Genomic DNA, 25,142 nt, shown 5'->3' on the forward strand with positions numbered 1-25,142 from the left:
AATAACCAATTATTTAACCTGTTTTAAAACTAGTAATGAGTAAACAGACCTTTTGAGTTAGTAAATGGGATTTATTCTATAATTTTAACTTCAAACATCTTATTCCAACGTTTTCCTGTTACAAAAAGCGTTTTAGTCTCTGGGTTATAAGCTAAACCATTTAAAACGTTATCTGTTAAAGAGAAATTAGGAATTTCTTTGGTTAAAGCTGTAAAGTCCATAATAGCATCTGTAGCACCATTTTTAGGGTTTATAATTGCAACACCATTTCGCTCGTAAATATTAGCATAGATTTTTCCTTCAATCCATTCTAGTTCGTTTAAACGTCCAATCTTACCTTTATTATGGTAAGCTTGTATGTAACCATTTTCGGTTAAAGTATCTGTGTTTAAAGTCCAAATTTTAGCAGTTCCATCACTTTTTAGCAGTTCAGTTCCGTTATTACACAAACCCCAACCTTGAACACTTTTTCCATAGCTAAAACTGTTTTTACGTTCAAAGGTTTCTAAATCGTATACAAAACCTTTTTTGTTTTGCCACGTTAATTGGTAAATGTTGTTATTAAGAATTGTTAGACCTTCAGCAAAATACGTTTTAGCTAAATCAATATTTTTAAGAACTTCTCCAGTTTTAAAATCTATTTTTCTAAGTTTAGATTCACCATATTGTCCCGTACTTTCATATAAAACGCCATTATGGAATTCTAAACCTTGTGTATAAGATGTAGCATCATGAGGATAGGTGTTTACTATTTCATATTTAAAAAACTTAGGTGCTTTATCATTTAAAACAGTAAGTGCTTTGGTTACTGTTTCAGATTCTCCATCAAAATTAACTGTAGCAATAATGGTATGTTCTCCTAATTTAAAATCACTTAGATCAGTGCTTTCTGTTATTGTTTTTCCATCTAATTGATAAGTAACTTTAGAAACCGTATTCTTTTTTAAATTATTTAAAGTAATTTTTAACGTCTCGTTTACAGGAATAGTATTGTTTTTTGTATTTAAAGTTAATGAAAACTGCTTTTCTTTAGTAGAATTAGAGTCGCCACAAGCTAATAGAGTAACGGTTAAAAATATGATTGTAAGGTGTTTAAATAATTTCATAAGGTCTATAAATTTTATAGCAAGTTATTTATTAAAATTCATTTTAAAAAATCATTGTGAAAATATTAAAAGATTGTATCTTTGCCTCGGCAAGTCCTACACAACTAGCTCCTGTTGAATCCTCCAGGTCGGGAACGAAGCAAAGGTAAATGGTTGTAGCAGTGTGATGTAGGTAGCTTGCCTTTTTTTGTGTACAAAAATGAGGTTTTTACTTCAATCAACTTATACCAAAAGATTTGTTTATCAGTAGATATTCAAATCTTTTTCTTTTTAGACGATTTTTTTAAATTTCATTAGTAATTTTGTATTCTAAATTTCAATAGTTGTTATGCAAAAAGTAGTGTTAATTACAGGTGGATCTTCTGGAATAGGAAAATCTATAGGTGAGTTTTTATTGTCTAAAAACTACATTGTTTATGGAACAAGCCGAAAACCAGAGCGTTACCCAGAGACTAAGCTTAAATTAGTCGCTTTAGATGTACAGGATAATACAACTATAAAATCGGCTATTGAAACGGTTATTAAAGCCGAAGGAAAAATAGATGTGGTTATTAATAATGCTGGTGTTGGAATAACAGGTCCTTTAGAAGAGATTCCTGAAGAGCAAGTCCTTCATAATTTCGAAACCAATTGTTTTGGGCCAATGCGTGTTATAAATGCTGTTTTACCACAAATGCGACTTCAAAAAAGCGGATTAATTATTAATATAACCTCAATAGCAGGTTATATGGGTTTGCCATATCGTGGAATTTATAGTGCAAGTAAAGGAGCTTTAGAATTAATTACAGAAGCGTACCGAATGGAAATTAAAGATTTTAATATTAAAATGACCAATATTGCCCCAGGAGATTTTGCTACTAATATTGCTGCTGGACGTTATCATGCACCAGTTTTAAAAGGCTCGCCATATGAAAAAGCTTACGAAAGTGTTTTAACTGCAGTAGATGAAGATGTTAATAAAAGTAGTGATCCAATTTCTGTGGCAAGAAAAGTGTTAGAAGTTATAGAGACTAAAAAACCTAAAATTCATTATAAAGTTGGAGCTTTCATGCAGAAATTCTCTATTGTTTTGAAATTTGTTTTACCAGACACAGTTTATGAGAAATTACTACTAAATCATTATAAATTGTAATTAGTACTGTCTAATTATTGTTTTGTTTTTTACTGTTTAAAACATAAAAAGTGTATTTTAGTTTATCAATATTAATAAAGAAAAAATAAGTATATGAAATTTTTTATAGATACAGCAAACCTAGCTCAAATTAAAGAAGCGCAAGATTTAGGAATTTTAGATGGTGTAACAACAAATCCATCTTTAATGGCTAAAGAAGGTATTACTGGACACGATAACATTTTAAAGCATTATGTAGATATTTGTAATATTGTTGAAGGTGATGTAAGTGCAGAAGTGATTTCTACTGATTTTGAAGGTATGGTTAGAGAAGGCGAAGCCTTAGCAGAATTACACGATCAAATTGTTGTTAAATTGCCAATGATTAAAGATGGTATTAAAGCTTGTAAATATTTTAGCGATAAAGGAATTAAGACTAATGTGACGTTAGTGTTTTCTCCAGGACAAGCTTTATTAGCCGCAAAAGCAGGAGCAACTTATGTATCTCCTTTTATTGGTAGATTAGATGATATTTCTACTGATGGAATGAATTTGATTGCAGAAATTAGACATATCTATGATAATTACGGGTATCAATCTCAAATTTTAGCAGCTTCTGTTAGGCATACAATGCATATAATTGATTGTGCTAAAATTGGAGCAGATGTTATGACTGGACCTTTAAGCGCAATTGAAGGTTTATTAAAACATCCATTAACAGATATTGGTTTAGCTAAATTTTTAGCCGATTATAAAAAAGGAAATTAGTTATAATTTTGAATTAAAAAAAGCTAGTAAACTAAGGGAACTTAGTTTACTAGCTTTTAAACTTTACTAACTGTTGTATTTAGTTAGCTACTTTATCTACAATTAATCTATCTTTTCTATTAGCAACTTCCCAAGCTGTATAAAAAATTAAGCGTGTTCTGTTTTCTAATAAATCGTATTGGATTTTATCTGGCGTATCACTTGGTTGGTGATAATCATCATGTGTTCCATTAAAATAGAAAATTACAGGAATATTGTTTTTAGCAAAATTATAATGATCACTTCTGTAATAAAAACGATTAGGATCGTTATCATCATTAAAAGTGTAGTCTAAATCTATATTCATATATTTAGTATTCGCTTCTTCAGAAATGTTATGTAAATCTGTACTTAATTTATCGCTTCCAATTAAATATAAATAATCTCTATTACGTTTTTCACGTTTTGGATCAGTACGACCAATCATATCTATGTTTAGGTTAGCTACTGTATTTGCTAAAGGGAAAATAGGGTCAACATCTGTATAATAAGCAGAGCCTAATAATCCTTTTTCTTCTCCTGTAACATTTAAAAATAATATAGAACGTTTAGGCCCATTACCATCTTTTCTTGCTTCAGCAAAAGCTTCAGCGATTTCTAAAACAGCAACTGTACCAGATCCATCATCGTCAGCTCCATTATAAATTTCACCTTCTTTTACACCTTCATGGTCTAAGTGTGCAGAAATTACAATAATTTCATCTGGTTTTTCAGAACCTTTAATAAAAGCTGCTACATTTTCTGATTGTAATGGCTTAGAATTATTTTTGTAATCTATTTTTAAATCTGTTGTAATAGTTTTTGCTGTATTACTAGTAGAAATATCTTTAACTAAACTTTCTGCAAGAGCAGTGTTTATTAAAAAGTAATACATCTCGTCAGCTTTTCCTGCTAAACTCATTCGTCCACTAGATTTACCAAATCGATTAGATGCCATAGCATAAACTTCTGGGTAATAAAATAAAACGGTTTTAGCACCTTTTGCTTTAGCTACATCTCTTTTAGAAGCAAATTGCTGTCTAAAGTTAGACCATTTAGAGGCTTCTGTAGTTCCTGTAATTAAAAATGTTCCATCTTCTTTTTTTGGTTCACCAGATTTAATTAAAACAACTTTACCTTTAACTTCTAAATTTGTAAAATCATTATAATTATCATCTTCAATTCCAAAACCAGCATAAACTATTTCACTTGCACTAATAACTCCAGTACCAGATGATGTTACAGATACAAAATCGTCTATGTTTTTAAATTCTTTACCATTATTACTAATGTTTACAGTTGGAACATCGTTAATTTCTAATGCTACATCTTGAAAATAGTTTCCATCAGGTTTTGCTGCAGAAATACCAAGACTTTTATAAGTATCTCTTAAATAATTAACAGCCATTTTTTGTCCAGGTTTTCCAGTTTCACGACCTTGAAACTCATCTGATGCATATTTATATAAGGCTGTTTTTAATTCAGTTTCTGTAATTGTTTTTCCGTATTTAGTAATATCTACTTGAGTTTTTATAGCTGTTGTAGCCTCACTTTTAGTTTGAGAGCTGCCACAAGAATAAAGCAATGTAGATGCAATTACTATGGTAAAAAGGTTTTTCATAAAAATATATTAGTTAGTTTAAAAGTTAAATTTAGTACAAATCTGTTTAATTGCTTTAATACTGATATAATTTTAACATTATTTAGTGTTTTAAAACTCTAAGCCATCAATATCTAAGTCGTCTAATTCTTCTTTGGCCTCTTCTTTAGTTTTTTCTTCTCTTTTTTCTAATTTCTGAGTATCTCCAATTTCATTTTTTGTAAATATTGATTTATAAGTACATAATGTTAAAGAAATTATAGTAAGTAATAAACTAAGCTGAATAAATTGAGTTGAACTTTCATCTTTTCTTGCTTTAACAAAAGCTATAACACTAAGAATTAAAGCCAAAATAGCTGGAATAAAAGAAAATTTATATAATGGTAAAACAGCCAAAAGAGTTGCTATTACTGCAAAAGAAAACCCTAAAATTGTAAATGTTTTTTTCATAATATGACATTAATTTTTTAAACCAGTAGCAGATTTTATTTTAAGTTCTCCATTACCAACAGCAATTTTAAATTTAGCATAAACCGGGATTTTGTTTTCGTCTGCAGTTAACCAAATTAAGTTAGAGTTTGAGCCTTTTAGTACGTTTGAGGCAGATATGTTAATTGCGAGTTTATAACATTCTTTTTTTCCAACGGCAGTGTTTATAGTTTCTTTTGCTAATAGTTTAAAGGAACATTTGGTTTCTTTATTGTCGAAGAGAATAGTAAAAGTATCACTAGCTCCAATAGGTGCTTTTTTTATGTCTAAAGTTCGTAAATAGTAAATTGTAGAAACTAAGTCCTTAGTGTTTGAAGAGAATGTTTTTTTACTTTTCTTATCCCAAAAACCACTTGAAAAATTTGAGGATTTTTGTCTTAATAAAGCTTCAACTTTCCTTGTTTTATAGTTAAACTTATATTTTGTGTATTTATAATGTCCGCCTTCATCTATTTCTCTATGGTATAAATAAGGCTGCATATTTTTAGGATTAACATAACTCTCGTATAAATCTCTTATTTTAAAATAGCTATCAAAACTTTTATAAGTTGCTGCTGTACATTTTAAATGCATTAATGTTCCAGATTTTGTATTCATTTTACTGGTTTGCATTTTTACTTCGGCAACATCTGTTAAAATTCCAGACATATTATATGATGCAGAAAAGGTTAAGTTTTCTCCAAATGTAAAAGCTTTGTTGGTTTGAGAAAAACTAATGCAAATATTCAGAAATAGAAGTAGGGTAAAAAAAAAGTTTTTCATAAGTTAAGGTTCTAAAATAGAATTATAGATGTGTATTAAACATATATTATGCCAATATATTGTTTAAATTATTCTTCGGGCATTTCAAAAAAGCTAAACGAGTTTCCGCCATAGCTTTTTCCGTAGCTGTAAAAAGGTAAGTCTGCTAATTTTGTATGTTTAGAATGTTCTATTATTAAAACACCATTAGGTTCTAATAAATTATATTTAAAAACAAATTCTGCTATTTTACTAAAGGCTAAATCTTCAAAATCGTATGGTGGATCTGCAAAAATGACATCCGATTTCTTATCGAATTTTTGTAGAAGTTTAAATACATCAGCTTTTATAGTTTGAATATCCATTTCAAATTTTTCAGATGTTTTAGTTATAAAATCTACACAACCAAAATCTTGATCTACTGCCGTAATTTTAGTTGTTCCTCTAGAGGAAAACTCATAACTAATATTTCCAGATCCTGAAAATAAATCTAGAACACTAATATCATCAAAATAATAAAGATTGTTAAGTATATTAAATAAGGCTTCTTTAGCCATATCTGTTGTTGGTCTAACAGGTAATGAGTTTGGAGCAATAATTCTTCGACCTTTAAATTCGCCAGATATAATTCGCATTAGATAGAGTTTAAAATAGAGTAGTAGTGTTGTAAATAAATTGGTTTAGATTTAAATGTAAAGCTGTAATTTGATTTATAAATCTCCACATTTCTTATGTATTTATATAATATTCTGTAATTAGCATCGTCTTCTGTAATTAAACCTATAACTGAAACATCAATTGTTTCTGGATTGATTTGTAATTGTTCAAAGGTGAATAAAATATAATATATAACATCTTCTTGTGTAAAGGTTTCAAAGCTATTATAAAGTTCTAATTTACCTGCTTTAAAAACAATTAAGTCTATAGAACTTGTATTGAAATTTATATAAGCTTTAGTTTTAGGGTTGTGTTTGTTTTCTCGTTCTAAACTTTCTATTAGTATTGTAGATTGGTGTTTGTAAGTAAAGCTACCAAAGTGATCAAAAACATAATTATTTATGTTTGTATATGGTATATAAACTGAAACAATATTACTAATTAATTCATCATAAGCTATAAAATCTGTTTTAAGGATTTTAGTATTATATTTTAAATAATCTGTTAAAAGTGTTTCATTAAAAAGAGCTTTTGGAACCAATGTTTGCCAAATATTTTGATGTATTAGCGTTACATTTTTAAAGTTTTGGTGTAATTGCGTATTTGTATTGAAAATATGTTTTACCGCATCTAAAACTGTTTCTGTGTTTTTTAATCCGGGAAATAATATTTGTTCTAAGTATTCTATACTATTAGATTCAGTATTAAGGATACAAAAAGAAAGTCCATTCAAATTAATTTGAATGGACAAGTCTTTGGTTATAGTATTTATTTGATTTTTACTCGTTGTCGCCATAGTTTTTTGGCCAGTTACCAATAGTTTTTACTTCTTGCATAGATCCAACACGTATGGCGTCTCCATTTACCGCTTCAACAGACATAACTTGATTTTCTTTCAAAATTAAATCTTTAGGTTGATCATATAAAATAGCTGCTTTTTCTATATAAGCTTCAAACACGGCTAATTTATTATCGTTATTATCTGTAATAAAACCCGCATCCATTTTAAATGTTGTGCCTTCTTTTGCAAAAGGTACATTCATCATAGTTTTATAACGTGTAGAGGTTTTAAATAAAGAATCTTTTACAGATGCATATCCTAAGGTGTCTGTAATAACAATATCTTTATATGTTGTAACTCCTCCATAAGCCTTTGTAGCTTCTTCATCTACAATAGAAGAGTCACGTCTTTGTGTCAATGTAAATTTTTCAGTTTCTATAAACTTAACTAAACTGTCAAAGTTTTTTGTAAACTTACCTTTAACTTCGTTATGTGCTAATTGAGCATCTCTAATATCAATTAGTTTAGTGATAGAAGCTTTAAAACGATCATCTTTAATGTCATTAAACTTAAGTTCGTTGTAAACAGACATAAATGTTGTGTATGCTAAAAAGACAATTAATGCCCATAATACAATATGTACAACAGGTCTCATTTTATTAGATACAAATTTATTAATCATCCAAACAATTGCTACTGTTAGAAGAATACATAGAATAATATAGATTAAATACATCTTTAAAAAATTTATTAACGTTTCAACAAATCTACAATTTTTTTTTATTCGTAAAAACCTAATACCACTAAAAATCAAATTATATTTACATTTTAAATCTTTTTTATATTTAATAATGACGAGTCAACAATTCTATTCCCTTATAAAACAAGCGTTTCCGTATACGCCTACACAAAAACAAGGAGAATTATTATTGCATTTATCTCAATTTATTTTTAATAATAATAAAAACAGTTTATTCTTATTAAAAGGATTTGCTGGAACAGGTAAAACAACTATTATTGGTACACTTGTAAGTAATTTATGGCATGCAAAACAAAGTGCAGTCTTAATGGCGCCTACTGGAAGAGCAGCTAAAGTTATTTCTAATTATGCAAAAAAAGAAGCCTTTACAATCCATAAAAAAATATATTTCCCCAAAAAAGAATCTGGTGGCGGCGTAAAATTTATTTTACAACCAAACAAGCATAAAAAAACCATTTTTATTGTGGATGAGGCCTCTATGATTCCAGATACGCCTGGAGATTCTAAATTATTTGAAAACCGTTCTTTATTAGATGATTTAATTCAATATGTGTATCAAGGTCAAGATTGTAAATTATTGTTAATAGGAGATACAGCACAGTTGCCTCCAGTAAAGTCTGATTTAAGTCCTGCATTAAATCAAGATACATTAAGTCTTAATTATAATAAAGATGTATCACTTTTAGAGTTAGACGAAGTTGTTAGACAAGGTTTAGATTCAGGTATTTTATATAATGCTACAGAATTAAGGGAAACTTTAGCTTCACATTTTTTCGATAGTTTTAAATTCAATTTAAAAAGCTTTAAAGATATAGTAAGATTAATAGATGGCTATGAAATTATGGATTCTATTAATGATGCTTATAGTAGTTTTGGTTATGAAGACACTTCAATTATAGTACGTAGTAACAAGCGTGCTAATATGTATAATCAACAAATTAGAAGTCGCATTTTATTTAATGAAAACGAATTATCTTCTGGTGATTATTTAATGGTTGTTAAAAATAATTACTTCTGGCTTAAACCAACAACCGAAGCTGGATTTATAGCAAATGGAGATATTATTGAAGTTCTTGAAATCTTTAATATAAAAGAATTATATGGATTTAGATTTGCTGAAGTAAAAGTTAGAATGGTAGATTATCCAAATATGAAACCATTTGAAACAGTTTTACTTTTAGATACTATTGATGCAGAAACACCATCTTTAACTTACGAAGATTCAAATAGACTTTATCAAAGTGTACAAGAAGATTACGAAGACGAAACCAGTAAATACAAGAAATTTTTAAAAACAAAGAACAACAAACATTTTAATGCTTTACAAGTTAAGTTTTCTTACGCAATAACTTGCCATAAATCTCAAGGAGGACAATGGCATACTGTTTTTGTAGAACAACCGTATTTGCCAAATGGAATAGATAGGGATTATTTACGTTGGTTATATACTGCAATAACTAGAGCAAAAGAAAAATTGTATCTTATTGGTTTTAAAGATGTTTTTTTTATTGAAAATGAATAAATAAGTGTAAGTATTCAGAATATAAAAAGCACTTTTAAAATTTTAATAAACACTATAAATCTAAATCATATAATGACATTCGAAACACTTTTAAGTATATTTTTAGGAATAGGATTAGCTGCATCTGTTGGTTTTAGAGTTTTTGTACCATTATTTGCATTAAGTCTAGCAGCTTATTTTAATGTTTGGGAATTAAATAGTAATTGGGAATGGATAGGAAGTGCATCTGCATTAATTACTTTAGGAGTAGCAACAGTTTTCGAGATTTTTGCGTATTATTTACCATATTTAGATAATCTATTAGATTCGGTAGCAATTCCATTGGCCGCAATTGCAGGAACTGCAGTTATGGTTTCTACAGTTGCAGATTTAAGTCCTGTTTTTACTTGGGCTTTAGCAATAATTGCTGGTGGAGGAACTGCAGCAGCAATTGCAGGAACAACTGGAGCCACACGTTTAGCATCTACTGCAACTACTGGAGGAATAGGAAATTCGGTTGTGGCAACACTAGAAACAGGAACATCTGTTATGATGTCTATTATTTCACTTTTTATTCCTGTTTTAGCCATCTTATTCGTTGTTTTAATTCTGTTTGTTATTCATAAATTATATAAAAAGTTCAGAAGAAATAAGGCATAACTTATTTTATTCTTCTATTTTTGAAACTCATCTAAACGCTATTCCATTTTATGAAAATTATAGCCATGATTCCTGCACGTTATAGTGCTTCTCGTTTTCCAGCAAAATTAATGCAGGATTTAAATGGAAAGCCTGTAATTACAAGAACTTACCAAGCAACAGTTGCTACCAATTTATTCGATGATGTTATTGTAGTTACTGATAGTGATATTATTTTTAGAGAAATTGAAAATGTTGGCGGAAAGGTAATGATGAGTAAAAAAGAGCACGAATGTGGAAGCGATCGTATTGCTGAAGCTGTTGAACATTTAGATATAGATATAGTAGTTAACGTTCAAGGAGATGAACCATTTACAGAAGTAGACTCACTAAAAAAGCTAATAAAAGTCTTTAAAAACGATATTGAAAACGAAGTTGATCTAGCATCTTTAATGGTACATATTACAGATAAAGAAGAGATTAAAAATCCTAATACTGTTAAAGTAATTGTAGATCAAAAAGACTTTGCACTGTATTTTTCTAGAAGTCCAATTCCTTATCCCAGAGATAGTAAAGTAGAAACAAAATATTATAAACACAAAGGTGTTTATGCGTTTAGAAAACAAGCAATAATGGATTTCTATAATTTGCCAATGCAAACATTAGAAGCATCAGAAAAAATAGAATGTATTCGTTATTTAGAATACGGGAAACGTATTAAAATGGTTGAAACAAATGTTCAAGGTGTAGAAATTGATACACCTGAAGATTTAGAACGTGCTAAAAAACTTTGGAAGTAAAATTGAATACTAATTACGAACATATAAAAGTTATTGGTTTTGATGCAGATGATACACTTTGGGTTAACGAAACTTATTTTCGTGAAGCCGAAGATAAATTTGCTGATTTATTGCGTGGATTTGAAACAAAAAATAAAATTGATCAAGAGTTATTTAAAAAAGAAATAGATAATTTGCCAACTTATGGTTATGGTATAAAAGGATTTGTTTTATCAATGGTAGAAATGGCTTTAGAGCTATCTAATTACACTATTTCTAATCAAGTTATTGAACAGATTTTAAATATTGGAAAAGAAATGATTCATCAACCAGTAGAATTGTTAGATGGCGTAGAGGAAACATTAAAACAATTATCATCTAAATATAGGTTAATTGTTGCTACAAAAGGCGATTTGTTAGATCAAGAAAGAAAATTAGAGAAATCTGGATTGTTAGATTATTTTCATCATATAGAAGTTTTAAGTGATAAAAAAGAGGTAAATTATTCTAAACTTTTAAACCATTTAGATATTAAGCCATCAGAGTTTTTAATGGTTGGAAATTCCTTAAAATCAGATGTTTTACCATTAGTAAATATAAAAGCAAATGCCATTCATATTCCTTTTCATACCACATGGCAACATGAGTTGGTTAATGAAAACAATATGACCAGTAAGAACTACAGAACATTAAATTGTATTTTAGACTTACCAAAATTATTAAATTAGTTAAAAAAGCGATACTTTTATCGTGTTAGAAGACATAATGAGTTATAAAAATTACCCAATGGTAGCTAGAATCGTTTTTGGACGAGGCAGCTTTAATCAATTAGAAGAGTTATTAGAGCCAAAGCGTTCTCATATTGATGCGCCATTTATTTTTATTGTTGATAGTGTTTTTAAAGGAAATGCATGGTTAACTGGAAGAATTCCTTTAAAATATGACGATAAAATTATTTATGCTTCTGCAGATGAAGAGCCAAAAACATCTCAAATAGATGAATTGGTAGAACAAATTATATTAGATACAAAGCAAAAACCTTCAGGGATTATTGGTATTGGTGGCGGAACTATTTTAGATATTGCAAAAGCAGTTTCTATTATGATTAAAAACCCAGGTTCATCTTCAGAATATCAAGGTTGGGATTTGGTTAAAAACCCTTCAATTTATCATGTTGGAATTCCTACTATTTCTGGTACAGGAGCAGAAGTATCTCGTACTACAGTATTAACAGGTCCTAAATTGAAATTAGGAATTAATAGCGATTATACACCATTTGATCAAGTAGTTTTAGATCCAGAATTGACTAAAGGTGTTCCAAAAGACCAATGGTTTTACACAGGGATGGATTGTTATATTCACTGTATAGAATCTTTAAACGGTACGTTCTTAAACGCTTTTAGCCAGTCTTATGGAGAAAAAGCATTGGAGTTATGTAAAGCTATTTTTGTAGAAGATAAATATACAACAGAAGAAGCTCAAGATCAATTAATGATGGCAAGTTGGCATGGCGGAATGAGTATTGCATATTCTCAAGTTGGAGTAGCGCATGCTATGAGTTATGGTTTAGGTTATTTACTAGGTACAAAACACGGCATTGGAAATTGTATTGTTTTTAATCATTTAGAAGAGTTTTATCCTGAAGGAGTAGCGTTATTTAAGCAAATGAAGGAAAAACATAATATTACCTTACCTCAAGGCATTTGTAATGGCTTATCTGATTCAGATTTTGATACTATGATTAATGTTGCTTTAAGTTTAGAACCATTATGGGAAAATGCTCTTGGTAAGAATTGGAAAAAAACTATTACTAGAGAAAAACTAAAAGGTTTATATAAAAAAATGTAATATGCGTTGGTTAGCTAAGCTTATATATCTTCGTATTCTAGGTTGGAAAATAATTGGAAACACTAGTTTTTCTAAAGAAACCATAAAGAAAGCAGTTATTATTTCTGCACCACACACAAGTAATTACGATTTCTTTATTGGATTGTTTTTAAGAAAAATTGTTGGAGTGAAAACAAATTTTGTAGGTAAAAAAGAATTGTTTACTTGGCCATTTGGTTACTATTTTAGAGCTGTTGGTGGCGTAGCCTTAGATAGAACTTCTGGGCAAAATAAAGTAGAGGCAATTGCTGGGTTTTTTAAAGATAAAGATGAGTTTAGGTTAACTTTAGCTCCTGAAGGTACACGTAAAAAAGTCTCGGAATGGAAAACAGGCTTCTACTATATTGCACAAAAAGCTAATGTGCCAATTATAATGTTTACACTGGATTTTGAAAACAAACAAAATAATATATCTGAGCCTTATTACTTAACAAATGACTTCGAAAAAGATATGGCTTACTTAAAAGGTTTTTTTAAAGGTATTAAAGGGAAAATTCCTGAAAACTCATAAGGTTTTAAACTTAATATACAATTAGGTATAGTAATTGTTATATTTATAATAGTGGGAGAACTAAATGAAACATAAATTAAACAAGTAACATACACTTGTCCCTAAAAAGAAACATTGACCTACTTAAAAAAAGCAACTTTATAATATGAAGTTGCTTTTTTTTTATAACTATTAACTATCCTTCCATATCTCCAGAACCAAAACCACCATTTCGTTCACGTTTCTTTTTTTGATTAAATCGATAAGTAAATGCTAAATTAAAACTACGTTCACTCCATTGGAATTCACTAGATCCTTCAAAAGTTGGAGTTGTTGTGTATTGATAACGTTTTCTGCTATTAAAAACATCATTTATGTTAAATGTTATAGAGGCTTTTTCTTTAAATAAGTCCTTACTAAATGCTAAAGTCATATTAAAAAGACCATCTGTTTTTGTTTGTGCATCTTCTCTTGGACCTCTATAGAATAAATTTGTTTGCCAATCTATACTATATGGTAATGTATATTTATTACTTAGTCTGGCAAACCACTGGTTGTTAGAGTTGTTAAGGCTTAACCCATTAAGAGAGTTTCCTTTAATTGTATTTCTAAAAAAATTATAATTAGCATTTATACGCCATTTTTTAGATGGGTTGTAAGTAAGTGTAAATTCTGCACCTAATCTATCTTCTGTATCTAAGTTAATAGGTGTACGTTGTATAACGGATAAAGTTTCACCATTTACAGTTACAGTTTCCCCATTATCAAAGCTTTGAAAACTAAACACATCTGTAGCGTGTGAATAATAAGTAGAACCATTAACACTTAATTTTCCAAATTTTTTGTAATAACCCAAATCAAATTGACCAGAATAACTTGGGTCTAAATTAGGATTTCCTTGAAATACACTTGTAACACTTGATCTTGAAGGGAAAGGGTTAATAAAAAATGATCTAGGTCTGCGTAATCTTCTTGCATAACCTAAAGTAATATTTTCATTATCGCTTAATTCATAACTAAAATTTAAAGTAGGGAATAAGCCAGTATAATTTTTCTTTGTTAAATCTGCTGTTGTTTTTTGATTTATTGTAATTTGAGTATTCTCTAACCTTAATCCTAATAAGTAAGAAAATTTACCAATTTTACTTCCAAATTGTGTGTATGCTGCGTAAAGGTATTCTCTAAACAATAATTCATTAGACAAACCTCTATCTAAAACAAAATTGGTTCCTGAAGTATTTAAAAATCGTACTTGATAATCTGTATTGGTGTTGTTAAAATTCCCTCTAAAACCAGCTTCAAACTGATGTTTTTCACCAATTGGTAAAACGTAATCTCCTTGAAGTAATAGGCGAGTTTCATCGCTAAAAGTGTTAACTTGTTCGCTTAATATATTGTTAACTAGTACTGGTGAATCTTCATCTTCTGAGGTGTCTTCAAATTGAAAATCTAAACTTAATTTATGTCCCGAAGTTTCGAAATTTTTAGTAAAGTTTGTGCTATATTGTATAGTTCTGTCATCTGCAATTTCTGGATCAAAACGTGTACTGGTACTGGTAAGAATTTTATTTTCGTCAAATTGTTCTAAAACATTATTAGTGTTATCTCGGTTTTCGTTATCTCTATAGAAAATAGAAGTGGTTAATGAAGCAGAATCATTAACATACCACTCAATACCTAAATTTGTATTAAAACCTTTTCTAAGTCTATTAAAACGTTTGGTTTCGTCTAAATATGTATCTGGTTCATCTAAAATTAATAGACCATTATCATCGTATGTTTCATTATACCTTCTAGTAGACGTACTCCAGTTACCTGGGTTTTCTCTGTAACTATAACCTGTAGTATTAAAAATATTTACATTTCCAGTTCTGTAATTAATATTTCCAGAAATTCCTGCTCTAGGATTGTAACCAACATTGGTGTTTACGGCACCATTTAATCCTTGTAATTTACTTCGTCTTAAAATAATATTTAAAATACCTGCAGTTCCTTCAGAATCATAACGTGCAGAAGGCGAAGTAATAACTTCTACTTTTTCAATAGATTCGGCAGGTAATTGACGCAATGCATCAGAACCACTTAGGCCAACTAATCCTGATGGTTTCCCATTAATTAATATACGAACGTTTTCGTTTCCTCTAAGCGCTACATTTCCTTCTACATCTACAGAAACCGAAGGTACATTATCTAAAACATCGCTAACTGTTCCACCTCTTACGGTTAAATCTTTACCAACATTGTATATTTTTTTGTCTAGCTTTATTTCAACCGTAGTTTTTTCAGCTATAATGCTTACTTCATCTAAAGATTCTGCATTTTCAAAAAGGTATTGTGTAGTTAAAGTTTGAGATTTATTAAGATTCTGATTTTTTAATGATACGGTTTTAAATCCTATATACTCAAAACTAATAGTATAAGTACCTGTAGGAACAGAAATCTCATAATTACCAGAAGCATCTGTTATACCACCATTAATATTACTAGGATCAGTAGTGTCTTTAAAAACAACTGTAGCATATTCTAAAGGTAAATTAGTGCCTTTTTCTAAAATCTGCCCTTTTACTGTAATGTTTTGAGCACTAACAATAACTGTAAAAAGTAATAATGTTATTGTAAATAATAATTTATTCATGGGTATATCTTTGCAAAAATAAGATTGCAAAAATAGCTTATGATTTAAGGTTTTATGGTTAAAGCTTTGTTAATATAACTACAAAATTGTATCAATTAATTCTGTAGGTCTTGCTACAATAGCTTTATCCTTATTAATAACAATTGGTCGTTCTATTAATTTAGGGTTTTTAACCATTGCTTCAATAATTTCAGCATCTGATAATTCTTTTCCTTTATAATCGCTTTTCCAAATAGCTTCGGTTTTGCGTACTAATTGAATAGGAGTAAAGCCTAATTTTGAAATAACGTCTGTTAGTTTTTTAACTGTAAATTTTTCGTCTAAATATTTTACAATGTTAAATTCTACGTTTTTATTTTCTAAGTGTGCTACGCCTAAACGTGACTTACTGCAACGTGGATTATGGTATATTTTGATCATATTTAATTATAGATTATCAGTTTCTTCGGTTTGTTGTCCCATCATCATTAAATATGCTTTTAAAAATGGTTGAATGTTACCATCTAAAACAGCTTCTACATTTCCGGTTTCGTGACCAGAACGTACATCTTTTATTAATTTATAAGGATGCAAAACATAGTTTCTAATTTGGCTTCCCCATTCAATTTTCATTTTATCCGATTCAATATCTTGCCTTAGCGCTAATTGTTTTTGGAGCTCGATTTCGTACAATTGAGACTTTAACATTTGCATAGCTCTTAATCGGTTATCTTGTTGCGAACGCGTTTCTGAACATTGAATTTGAATACCAGAAGGCTTATGTTTTAGCTGAACTTTGGTTTCAACCTTATTTACATTTTGTCCACCAGCACCACTAGATCGGGCAGTAGTTATTTCAATATCTGCAGGGTTTATATCAATTTCAATAGTATCATCAACTAAAGGATAGACATATACCGAAGCAAAGCTTGTATGTCGTTTAGCATTACTATCAAAAGGCGAAATACGAACCAATCTATGAACGCCATTTTCTCCTTTAAGCCAACCAAAAGCAAAATCGCCTTCAATTTCTATAGTTACTGTTTTAATTCCAGCAACATCGCCACCTTGATAATTTAATTCTTTGACTTTAAATCCGTTCTTTTCAGCATACATTAAGTACATACGCATTAGCATTTCTGCCCAATCACAACTTTCTGTTCCACCAGCACCAGCAGTAATTTGTAATACTGCACTTAGTTTATCGCCATCTTCCGATAGCATATTTTTGAACTCTAAGTTTTCTATACTTTCTACCGCTACGTCAAAACGGTTAGTTACATCTTCTGCTGTAGCTTCATCTTCCTTAAAAAACTCGTAAATCACTTCTAAATCTTCAATTAAAGCTTCAGATGTTTCATAGTCTTTAATCCACTGCTTTTTCTCTCTAATCGATTTCATAATAACTTCTGCAGCTTTAGAATCGTTCCAGAAATTAGGGTCAAAGGTTTGTTCTTCTTCGTTTTGTATTAGAATTTTCTTGTTATCTAAGTCAAAGATAGTGTCGTAGCTTACCTAGACGTGTATTAAGGAGTTTAACTTGATCGGAAGTAATCATTAATTTGAATATGTTTTAATATTAAGCGAATATAGGAAAGTTAGTGTTTAATTGTATTAGTTTAGTAGTTGTTACTTTGTTTTAATTGTTTTAATAGCTTTTTAGGAATTATAAACGGTAAAGTTGAATAGTGTTTTTTAGTATAGTTTCTTTTTATTTTCCAAGCAATTATGTACCTCTTGTCAGTTGACTTATTAAAATCCCACCATCTATTTGATATAAAATACCATTTATTGCTAATCCTGTTTTTAACAACAAGTATTTTTTTATTTCGATAAGATAGTCCAACACCAGTTTCTTTATTATATGAAATCCACATTCTTGGATACTTGAGTTTTGATTTGTTAGAATTGAATTTTTTATGCCTGCTAATTGTATAGGAAATATCTACAGTATCCATTATACTTAGAAGTTTTTTACTATAAGTAAGTTCTTTAACTAAGATAAAATCGATTACTTTGAAATCTAAATCACCTCTTTTTATTGGTTTTGAAATTTCCTGAATAATAAAAAGTTTATTTTTATACTTAATTAGTGTTGAATCTTTTTTTGATTCATCTCTAAAATATTGATTTACTATTGTATCTTTTTTTGTATTTAGAAATAATGCTGGATGCATTAAACTTAATTCTAAATCAATATTTTCTGTAGTAATAGCTTTTGAATATTCTTTAATACATTGTTCTAAATCTTTTTGATCAATTAAATTTTGGGAATTTAATATCGATGAAATAAAAAGTAGGAATAAAGAAAGTTTTAATTTCATTTGAAGAATTGATTTAAACAAAAATAGAATTTAACGCTTCAACTAAAAATAAAAGTACTTATTTTTATGTTTTTATATTAAGGTTTTTAGAATATGATAATAGATTTAAGAAGCGATACAGTTACAAAACCAACAAAAGGTATGTTAGATTCTATGATGTCTGCAGAAGTTGGCGACGATGTTTATAAAGAAGATCCATCTATAAATGCACTTGAAGTTAAAATTGCTAAGATGTTTGGTAAAGATCAAGCTTTGTTTTTTCCTACGGGAACTATGGCAAATCAAGCCGCTATAAAATTACATACGCAACCTGGAGATCAAGTGATTTGCGATAAATATGCACATATTTTTAATTATGAAGGTGGCGGAGCTTCTTTTAATAGTGGCGTTTCTTGTAAGTTATTAGATGGAAATAGAGGAATGTTTACGGCAGAACAAGTTGTTGAGGCTATAAATCCACCAGATTTTTACCATAGTCCATTAACTACTTTAGTAGAAATAGAAAACACGACTAATAAAGGTGGCGGCGCTTGTTGGGATTTTGAGGAAATTAAGAAGATTCGTAAAGTTTGTGATGAAAAAAATTTAGGATTTCATTTAGATGGCGCAAGATTGTGGAATGTACTTATTGCTAAAAACGAAACGGCTTTAGATTACGGAAAACAGTTTGATACTATTTCTGTTTGTTTAAGTAAAGGTTTAGGTTGTCCTGTTGGTTCTGTTTTGGTTGGCGATGCTAAATTTATGGAAAAAGCCATAAGAATCCGTAAGATTTTTGGTGGAGGAATGCGACAAGCAGGCTTTTTAGCAGCAGCAGGAATTTATGCGTTAGATAACCAATTGGAACGTTTAGAAGAAGACAACAAAAAAGCCAAACAATTAGGCGATTTGTTAGCGCAACAAGACTACATTAAAAAAGTAGAACCTGTAGAAACGAACATTGTTATTTTTGAGTTGAATAATAAGTTTTCTCAAACAGAATTTAACGACAAAATGAAACTGAACAATATCCGTTTAAGCGATATGGGACAAGGAAAACAACGTGTCGTAACGCATCACGATTATACAGATGTTATGCATAGTAGGTTTTGTGAGGTTTTAATAAAATTATGAAAATACTATGGAAGCTATATTTGAAATAATGCTTCTTTTAATTTTTAGATATCCAGGAGCGGCATTACGTTGGTTGTTTTCTCGACTTTGGAAGTCTAAAAAAAAGTATATAGAGTTTTTAGAGGATAATGTTGAGTCAAATGCAATAATATTTATAGGTACTTTAATTCTTGTGACTTTACTAGTTAAATTTGTTCTGTTTTAAAACTGAAATTGTGTTTAAAATTTATAACAAAATATGGTGTTATTTTATTTTTTAGGTGTTATTTTTATAATAGCCTTAGTTATTTATGGGTTTATTTATATTGATAGACAAAATGATAAAAAGAATTTAAAAAATGATTGGGAAAAATTTCTTAAATCTGTTTCACTGAATGATGTAAAAGGAATTGCATTGAATGGTGATAAATTAATTTGGAATTCACACCTCAAAAATGATCAACTTAACAGAATAATTAATATTGTAAATTCACGAGTATCTGATTTTCCTGAATTGGAAGATTTAAAAAATAATGCCTTTAATAAAAAATTACATTATGATCGCCCTTTACCATATCCTGGCAGTAGTGGAGGGAAAAAGCAAAGTTAGTGAAGATTTGTTCAATATAAACTGAATTATAAATAAAAAGACTACAAATTCAATACAATAAGTAGTCTTTTATCTTGATTCTATGCTCTTAACTCTTAACAAGGAAAAGTAATTAATTACATTCCAGGAATATTAGGCATTCCATCTTTAGCGGCAGCAGCCAATTCAGCTTCACTAATATTAGTCGCTTTTGTTATAGCTTTGTTAAGCGTCATAATTAGATAATCTTCTAATTGTTCTTTGTCTTCAAGTAAAGCATCATTAACATCAATAGATTTAATAGTTCTATTAGCTGTTAAAGTTACTTTAAGTAAGCCATCGTTACTTTTTTCGTCCACTAAAACTGTATCTAAACGTTTTTTAGTTTCTTCAACTTTTGCTTGAGCTTCTTTTAATTTGCTCATCATTCCCATCATATCTCCAAACATAATTGTATCATTTTAAGTATTTCAGTAGCAAAGATATTAATCAGTTTTTAAAAAGAAAAGAATAGCGTAGAAGTGTTTAAAATTAATGTAATAAAAACTATTTTTACGTTTTTAGAAGACAGACACAAATGACGAAACTTAGAACAGATTTAGTAGCTCCAAAAGCAAAAAAAATAGCCAAAGAATTAGAAAAACATGGCGATGTTAGAATAGATAATTACTACTGGTTAAACGAAAGAGAAAACGGAGAAGTTATAGCGTATTTAAACAAAGAAAATGCGTATACTAAAGTTGTGATGAAGCATACAGAAAATTTTCAGAAATCTTTATTCGATGAAATGAAAGCCAGAATAAAAGAAGATGATGAATCTGTGCCATACAAATATAGAGGTTATTGGTATATTACGCGTTTTGAGAAAGGTCAAGACTATCCAATTTACACACGTAAAAAAGAAACTTTAGAGGCAGACGAAGAAATTCTGTTTAATTGTAACGAAATGGCTAAAGGTTTAACTTACTTTAAATTAGGAAGTTTTGCCATAAGTCCAGATAATACAAAGATTGCTTTTACAACAGATACAGTAAGTAGAAGACAATATACCATTCAAATTAAAGACTTAAAAACAAACGAAGTTTTTAGCGATAAAATAGAAAACACCACAGGAAGTTGTACTTGGGCAAATGATAACGAAACGTTGTTTTACACCAAAAAAGATGAAGTGACATTACGCTCAGACAAAGTATATAATCACAAGATTTTTACCGATGCTAAAGACGATGTTTTAGTTTATTTTGAAGCAGACGAAACATTTAACACGTTTGTGTATAAAAGTAAATCTAGAAAATATTTAATTATAGGCTCTAGTAGTACAACCACAAGCGAATACAGAATTTTGAATGCAGACAATCCCAATGGAGAGTTTGTGGTTTTTCAAGAACGTGTTCGCGATTTAGAATATAATATTGCTCATTATCAAGATCATTTTTATATAGTTAATAATGGAGATGGAGCAACTAATTTTAAACTTCAAAAAACATTAGAAACTCAAACAAGTAGAGTAAATTGGCAAAATGTTTTGCCATATAGAACAGATGTTTTAATAGAAGATATCGAGATTTTTTCAGAATACTTGGTAATTAACGAAAGAGAAAATGGTTTAAATAATATTCGCATTATAGCTTGGAATGGAAGTGAGGATTACTATTTACCTTTTGATGGCGAAACGTACACTGCTTATGTTGGTAATAATCCAGATTTTGAAAGTAATGTAATGCGTTACGGATTCAACTCTTTAACAAACCCAAGTTCTGTAATAGATTATAATTTTAAAACAAAATCTAAAACAATTCTAAAAGAGCAAGAAGTTCTAGGTGATTTTGACAAAACAAAATACGACTCTAAAAGACTTTGGGCAACAGCAAGAGATGGAGAAAAAATCCCAATGTCTATAGTTTACAAAAAAGGCATAGAATTAAATGGTAAAAACCCAGTATTACAATATGCTTACGGAAGTTATGGTTCTACTATAGATCCGTCGTTTTCATCGGTGAGATTAAGTTTGTTAGATCGCGGATTTATTCACGTCATTTGTCATATTCGTGGCGGAGAATATTTAGGTAGAGAATGGTATGAAGATGGAAAGATGTTACAAAAAATGAACACTTTTACAGACTTTATAGATTGTTCTAAATTTTTAATTGAAGAAGAATATACGTCTGAAAAACATTTATATGCTATGGGTGGATCTGCTGGAGGCTTATTAATGGGGACAATTATGAATTTAAATCCTGAGTTATATAATGGTGTAATTGCAGCAGTTCCTTTTGTTGATGTTGTAACAACTATGTTAGATAATACCATTCCATTAACAACAGGAGAATATGATGAGTGGGGAAACCCAAACGAGAAAAAGTATTACGATTATATGAAATCGTATAGCCCTTACGATAATGTTGTGGCGCAAGATTACCCCAATACATTAATAACAACAGGATTACACGATTCTCAGGTGCAATATTGGGAACCAGCAAAATGGATTGCCAAACTAAGAGAATTAAAAACCGATAATAATATTATGTTAATGCAAACAGATATGACAGCTGGTCATGGAGGAGCTTCAGGGAGATTTGAAGCATTGAAAGATGTAGCTTTAGAATATGCATTTTTATTAGATTTAGAAAATATTAACAAATAATTGCTCGATTTATTGTAATTTTGCAAAGTTTGGAATAACTATTTAGTTATGGCTTATAACATAATATATGGATAATAAAAAACAAGTTTTTGATAGTGTATTAGACTTAGTAGGTCAAACACCATTAATTAGACTAAATAAAATAACAAAGGATTTTAAAGGTAATTACTTAGCAAAAGTAGAAGCTTTTAACCCTGGTCATTCTTCAAAAGATCGTATCGCTTTACATATTATTGAACAAGCAGAACGCGAAGGTATTTTAAAACCTGGAGATACTATTATAGAAACTACTTCTGGTAATACAGGATTTAGTATTGCTATGGTTAGCGCAATTAAAGGTTATAAGTGTATTTTAGCAGTAAGTTCAAAATCGTCACCAGATAAGATTGATATGCTAAAAAATATGGGGGCAAAAGTTTATGTGTGTCCTGCAAATGTAAAAGCAGACGATCCAAAATCTTATTACGAAGTTGCAAAGCGACTACATAGAGAAATTAAAGGTTCTGTACTTATTAATCAATATTTTAATAAGTTAAATATAGCAGCACATTACCATTCTACTGGTCCAGAAATTTGGAATCAAACTGAAGGAAAAATAACGCACTTAGTAGCGTGTAGTGGAACTGGAGGAACTATTTCAGGAACAGCACAATATTTAAAAGAGCAAAATCCAAATATTAAAGTTATTGGAGTAGATGCTTACGGTTCTGTTATTAAAAAGTATCACGAAACAAGAGAATTAGACGAAAAAGAAATTTACCCATATAGAATTGAAGGTTTAGGAAAAAACTTAATCCCTGGAGCTACAGACTTTGACGCCATAGATGATTTTATAAAAGTTACTGACGAAGAAAGTGCACATTCAGCAAGAGAATTAGCAAATACTGAAGGTTTATTTTGTGGTTATACTTCTGGTGCAGCAATGCAAGCTTTAAAGCAATTAAACGAAATAGAATATTTTAAACCAACAGATAATGTTGTAGTTATATTTCCAGATCATGGATCGCGATATATGAGTAAAATTTATAGCGATAAATGGATGAAAGATCAAGGCTTTTTTGATACTCAAAATGAAGAAGCTACAACTAGTGTTCAGTACATAAAATAACAAATCGATAAAATTTTTATTAAAAGTTAGCCTAAAATTCAATTTTAGGCTAACTTTTTTGTTAATAACCAATAGCAAAATATTATGCCTTAAGGATATTATTCCTTAATTTTGCGGGGTTATAATTACCTGAAACAACAAATGTTTCAATATATAATTTATATTTATGAGAGATTTATTTGATAAAATATACAAAGACAAAGGCCCACTAGGTAAATGGGCTGCTCATGCAGAAGGATATTTTGTGTTTCCTAAATTAGAAGGGGAAATTTCTAATAGAATGAAGTTTCAAGGAAAAGATGTTATTACTTGGAGTATAAACGATTATTTAGGTTTAGCTAATCACCCAGAAGTAAGAAAGGTTGATGCCGAAGCTGCTGCACAATATGGTTCTGCTTATCCTATGGGAGCAAGAATGATGTCTGGACATACAGATTTACATGAGCAATTGCAAAATGAGTTGGCTGAGTTTGTAAATAAAGAAGCTGCATATTTATTAAACTTTGGTTACCAGGGAATGGTTTCTACAGTTGATGCTTTAGTTGCTAAAGATGATATTATTGTTTATGATGTAGATGCACATGCGTGTATTATTGATGGCGTTAGATTACACCACGGTAAACGTTTTACATACAAGCATAATGATATTGAGAGTTTAGAGAAAAATTTAGAACGTGCTACAAAAATGGCAGAAACTACCGGCGGAGGAATCTTAGTTATTTCTGAAGGTGTTTTTGGAATGAGAGGTGAGCAAGGTCGTTTAAAGGAAATAGTAGCATTAAAGAAGAAATTTAATTTTAGACTTTTTGTAGATGATGCACATGGCTTTGGAACTTTGGGTAAAACTGGAGCTGGAGCAGGAGAAGAGCAAGGTGTACAAGATGATATTGATGTGTATTTTGCAACGTTTGCTAAGTCTTTAGCAAGTACAGGTGCGTTTATTGCAGGTGATAAAGAGATTATGGATTATCTAAAATATAATCTACGTTCTCAAATGTTTGCAAAATCTTTACAAATGCAGTTAGTTGTTGGAGCATTAAAGCGTTTAGATATGTTGCGTACAATGCCAGAACTTAAAAATAAGTTATGGGAAAACACTAATGCCTTACAATCAGGATTAAAAGCTAAGGGATTTGATATTGGAACAACACAAAGTTGCGTCACACCAGTTTATTTAAACGGAAGTATTCCTGAAGCTATGGCTTTAGTTAAAGATTTGCGTGAAAATCACGGTATATTCTGTTCTATTGTTGTTTATCCTGTAATTCCAAAAGGATTAATTTTATTACGATTAATTCCTACAGCAACACATACTTTAGAAGATGTAGAGTTAACTTTAGTTGCTTTTGAAGCTATTAGGGAACGTCTAGAAAACGGAACATATAAAAGAATGTCTGCTTCTATTATGGCAGCAATGGGTGAATAACAACCCTTAGAATTTGTA

At 29.7% G+C, this 25,142-nt stretch carries 26 protein-coding genes and 1 other RNA gene; 15 read left to right on the forward strand and 12 right to left on the reverse strand.

Annotated elements, in window-relative coordinates:
* Window positions 1-71 precede the first annotated feature (71 nt).
* On the reverse strand, window positions 72-1,106 hold the full coding sequence (locus ACFDSN_RS01285) for a glutaminyl-peptide cyclotransferase (RefSeq protein ID WP_375238011.1): 1,035 nt from the start codon (window positions 1,104-1,106) through the stop codon (window positions 72-74).
* 87 nt (window positions 1,107-1,193) lie between these two features.
* On the opposite strand from ACFDSN_RS01285, the gene ffs reads away from it, so the two are divergent.
* The 3 genes from ffs to fsa all read left to right on the forward strand — a co-directional run bounded on the left by ffs (window position 1,194) and on the right by fsa (window position 2,985).
* Window positions 1,194-1,292: signal recognition particle sRNA small type (gene ffs, locus ACFDSN_RS01290), an RNA gene on the forward strand.
* Window positions 1,293-1,434: 142 nt separating this feature from the next.
* On the forward strand, window positions 1,435-2,238 hold the full coding sequence (locus ACFDSN_RS01295) for an SDR family oxidoreductase (RefSeq protein ID WP_375238012.1): 804 nt from the start codon (window positions 1,435-1,437) through the stop codon (window positions 2,236-2,238).
* 93 nt (window positions 2,239-2,331) lie between these two features.
* On the forward strand, window positions 2,332-2,985 hold the full coding sequence (gene fsa / locus ACFDSN_RS01300; protein WP_375238013.1) for a fructose-6-phosphate aldolase: 654 nt from the start codon (window positions 2,332-2,334) through the stop codon (window positions 2,983-2,985).
* Window positions 2,986-3,064: 79 nt separating this feature from the next.
* Here fsa and ACFDSN_RS01305 read toward each other — a convergent pair whose 3' ends face one another.
* The 6 genes from ACFDSN_RS01305 to ACFDSN_RS01330 all read right to left on the reverse strand — a co-directional run bounded on the left by ACFDSN_RS01305 (window position 3,065) and on the right by ACFDSN_RS01330 (window position 8,007).
* Window positions 3,065-4,624 (reverse strand): M28 family peptidase, encoded by a 1,560-nt coding sequence (locus ACFDSN_RS01305; protein ID WP_375238014.1) that lies wholly within the window; start codon window positions 4,622-4,624, stop codon window positions 3,065-3,067.
* Window positions 4,625-4,714: 90 nt separating this feature from the next.
* Window positions 4,715-5,053: an FUSC family protein gene (locus ACFDSN_RS01310; RefSeq protein ID WP_375238015.1), complete on the reverse strand. Its 339-nt coding sequence runs from the start codon at window positions 5,051-5,053 to the stop codon at window positions 4,715-4,717.
* A gap of 9 nt (window positions 5,054-5,062) precedes the next feature.
* Window positions 5,063-5,854: a DUF3108 domain-containing protein gene (locus ACFDSN_RS01315; protein ID WP_375238016.1), complete on the reverse strand. Its 792-nt coding sequence runs from the start codon at window positions 5,852-5,854 to the stop codon at window positions 5,063-5,065.
* Window positions 5,855-5,922: 68 nt separating this feature from the next.
* Entirely contained in the window at window positions 5,923-6,468 is a 546-nt protein-coding gene (locus tag ACFDSN_RS01320) for an RsmD family RNA methyltransferase (RefSeq protein ID WP_375238017.1), read from the reverse strand.
* Window positions 6,468-7,286, reverse strand: a complete 819-nt coding sequence (locus ACFDSN_RS01325; RefSeq protein WP_375238018.1) for a DUF3822 family protein — start codon at window positions 7,284-7,286, stop codon at window positions 6,468-6,470. Before ACFDSN_RS01325 ends, ACFDSN_RS01320 begins: the two co-directional genes overlap by 1 nt.
* Complete coding sequence (locus ACFDSN_RS01330; protein WP_375238019.1) at window positions 7,270-8,007, reverse strand: hypothetical protein; 738 nt, start codon at window positions 8,005-8,007, stop codon at window positions 7,270-7,272. The genes ACFDSN_RS01325 and ACFDSN_RS01330 overlap by 17 nt, the downstream gene beginning before the upstream one ends.
* 115 nt (window positions 8,008-8,122) lie before the next feature.
* On the opposite strand from ACFDSN_RS01330, the gene ACFDSN_RS01335 reads away from it, so the two are divergent.
* From ACFDSN_RS01335 to ACFDSN_RS01360, 6 genes are all read left to right on the forward strand, one after another.
* Window positions 8,123-9,553 (forward strand): ATP-dependent RecD-like DNA helicase, encoded by a 1,431-nt coding sequence (locus ACFDSN_RS01335; protein WP_375238020.1) that lies wholly within the window; start codon window positions 8,123-8,125, stop codon window positions 9,551-9,553.
* A 72-nt stretch (window positions 9,554-9,625) separates the two neighbouring features.
* The gene (locus ACFDSN_RS01340) at window positions 9,626-10,192 is read left to right on the forward strand and encodes a DUF4126 domain-containing protein (protein WP_375238021.1); all 567 of its coding nucleotides are present in this window, start codon (window positions 9,626-9,628) and stop codon (window positions 10,190-10,192) included.
* Between the two features lie 50 nt (window positions 10,193-10,242).
* The gene (gene kdsB, locus ACFDSN_RS01345; RefSeq protein ID WP_375238022.1) at window positions 10,243-10,971 is read left to right on the forward strand and encodes a 3-deoxy-manno-octulosonate cytidylyltransferase; all 729 of its coding nucleotides are present in this window, start codon (window positions 10,243-10,245) and stop codon (window positions 10,969-10,971) included.
* 2 nt (window positions 10,972-10,973) lie between these two features.
* Window positions 10,974-11,678, forward strand: a complete 705-nt coding sequence (locus tag ACFDSN_RS01350) for an HAD family hydrolase (RefSeq protein ID WP_375238041.1) — start codon at window positions 10,974-10,976, stop codon at window positions 11,676-11,678.
* 37 nt (window positions 11,679-11,715) lie between these two features.
* Window positions 11,716-12,798 carry an iron-containing alcohol dehydrogenase family protein gene (locus ACFDSN_RS01355; protein ID WP_375238042.1) on the forward strand — a complete coding sequence of 361 codons (1,083 nt, stop codon included), beginning with the start codon at window positions 11,716-11,718 and terminating at the stop codon, window positions 12,796-12,798.
* A 1-nt stretch (window position 12,799) separates the two neighbouring features.
* Window positions 12,800-13,348 carry a 1-acyl-sn-glycerol-3-phosphate acyltransferase gene (locus tag ACFDSN_RS01360; RefSeq protein WP_375238023.1) on the forward strand — a complete coding sequence of 183 codons (549 nt, stop codon included), beginning with the start codon at window positions 12,800-12,802 and terminating at the stop codon, window positions 13,346-13,348.
* 175 nt (window positions 13,349-13,523) lie between these two features.
* On the opposite strand, the gene ACFDSN_RS01365 is transcribed toward ACFDSN_RS01360, so the two are convergent.
* From ACFDSN_RS01365 to ACFDSN_RS01380, 4 genes are all read right to left on the reverse strand, one after another.
* Complete coding sequence (locus ACFDSN_RS01365; RefSeq protein ID WP_375238024.1) at window positions 13,524-15,962, reverse strand: TonB-dependent receptor domain-containing protein; 2,439 nt, start codon at window positions 15,960-15,962, stop codon at window positions 13,524-13,526.
* A gap of 78 nt (window positions 15,963-16,040) precedes the next feature.
* Window positions 16,041-16,382, reverse strand: a complete 342-nt coding sequence (gene arsC, locus ACFDSN_RS01370; RefSeq protein ID WP_375238025.1) for an arsenate reductase (glutaredoxin) — start codon at window positions 16,380-16,382, stop codon at window positions 16,041-16,043.
* A gap of 6 nt (window positions 16,383-16,388) precedes the next feature.
* A protein-coding gene (prfB, locus tag ACFDSN_RS01375; protein WP_375238026.1) for a peptide chain release factor 2 occupies window positions 16,389-17,499 on the reverse strand; the annotation gives its coding sequence in 2 pieces (ribosomal slippage) (window positions 16,389-17,435 and window positions 17,437-17,499; 1,110 coding nt in all).
* Window positions 17,500-17,560: 61 nt separating this feature from the next.
* A complete protein-coding gene (locus ACFDSN_RS01380; RefSeq protein WP_375238027.1) occupies window positions 17,561-18,265 on the reverse strand; it encodes a hypothetical protein in 705 nt (234 codons plus the stop codon).
* A gap of 93 nt (window positions 18,266-18,358) precedes the next feature.
* Between ACFDSN_RS01380 and ACFDSN_RS01385 the strand changes: the two genes are divergently transcribed.
* Genes ACFDSN_RS01385 through ACFDSN_RS01395 form a run of 3 tightly spaced genes read left to right on the forward strand, consistent with a single transcriptional unit; the run spans window position 18,359 to window position 19,967 of the window.
* Window positions 18,359-19,378, forward strand: a complete 1,020-nt coding sequence (locus ACFDSN_RS01385) for a threonine aldolase family protein (RefSeq protein WP_375238028.1) — start codon at window positions 18,359-18,361, stop codon at window positions 19,376-19,378.
* Window positions 19,379-19,385: 7 nt separating this feature from the next.
* Entirely contained in the window at window positions 19,386-19,583 is a 198-nt protein-coding gene (locus ACFDSN_RS01390; RefSeq protein WP_375238029.1) for a hypothetical protein, read from the forward strand.
* 33 nt (window positions 19,584-19,616) lie between these two features.
* Complete coding sequence (locus ACFDSN_RS01395) at window positions 19,617-19,967, forward strand: hypothetical protein (protein WP_375238030.1); 351 nt, start codon at window positions 19,617-19,619, stop codon at window positions 19,965-19,967.
* Between the two features lie 116 nt (window positions 19,968-20,083).
* Here the strand turns inward: ACFDSN_RS01395 and ACFDSN_RS01400 are convergent, their stop codons facing one another.
* Window positions 20,084-20,395, reverse strand: coding sequence for a YbaB/EbfC family nucleoid-associated protein (locus ACFDSN_RS01400; RefSeq protein ID WP_375238031.1), 312 nt, complete (start codon window positions 20,393-20,395; stop codon window positions 20,084-20,086).
* 128 nt (window positions 20,396-20,523) lie between these two features.
* Between ACFDSN_RS01400 and ACFDSN_RS01405 the strand changes: the two genes are divergently transcribed.
* The 3 genes from ACFDSN_RS01405 (at window position 20,524) to ACFDSN_RS01415 (ending at window position 25,124) form a co-directional block, all read left to right on the forward strand.
* Window positions 20,524-22,590, forward strand: a complete 2,067-nt coding sequence (locus ACFDSN_RS01405; RefSeq protein ID WP_375238032.1) for a S9 family peptidase — start codon at window positions 20,524-20,526, stop codon at window positions 22,588-22,590.
* 67 nt (window positions 22,591-22,657) lie between these two features.
* Window positions 22,658-23,698 (forward strand): PLP-dependent cysteine synthase family protein, encoded by a 1,041-nt coding sequence (locus ACFDSN_RS01410; RefSeq protein ID WP_375238033.1) that lies wholly within the window; start codon window positions 22,658-22,660, stop codon window positions 23,696-23,698.
* Between the two features lie 166 nt (window positions 23,699-23,864).
* On the forward strand, window positions 23,865-25,124 hold the full coding sequence (locus ACFDSN_RS01415; RefSeq protein WP_375238034.1) for an aminotransferase class I/II-fold pyridoxal phosphate-dependent enzyme: 1,260 nt from the start codon (window positions 23,865-23,867) through the stop codon (window positions 25,122-25,124).
* The last annotated feature ends 18 nt before the right edge of the window (window positions 25,125-25,142 follow it).

The organism is Aurantibacter sp. (assembly GCF_042094015.1).
Classification (GTDB): domain Bacteria; phylum Bacteroidota; class Bacteroidia; order Flavobacteriales; family Flavobacteriaceae; genus Aurantibacter.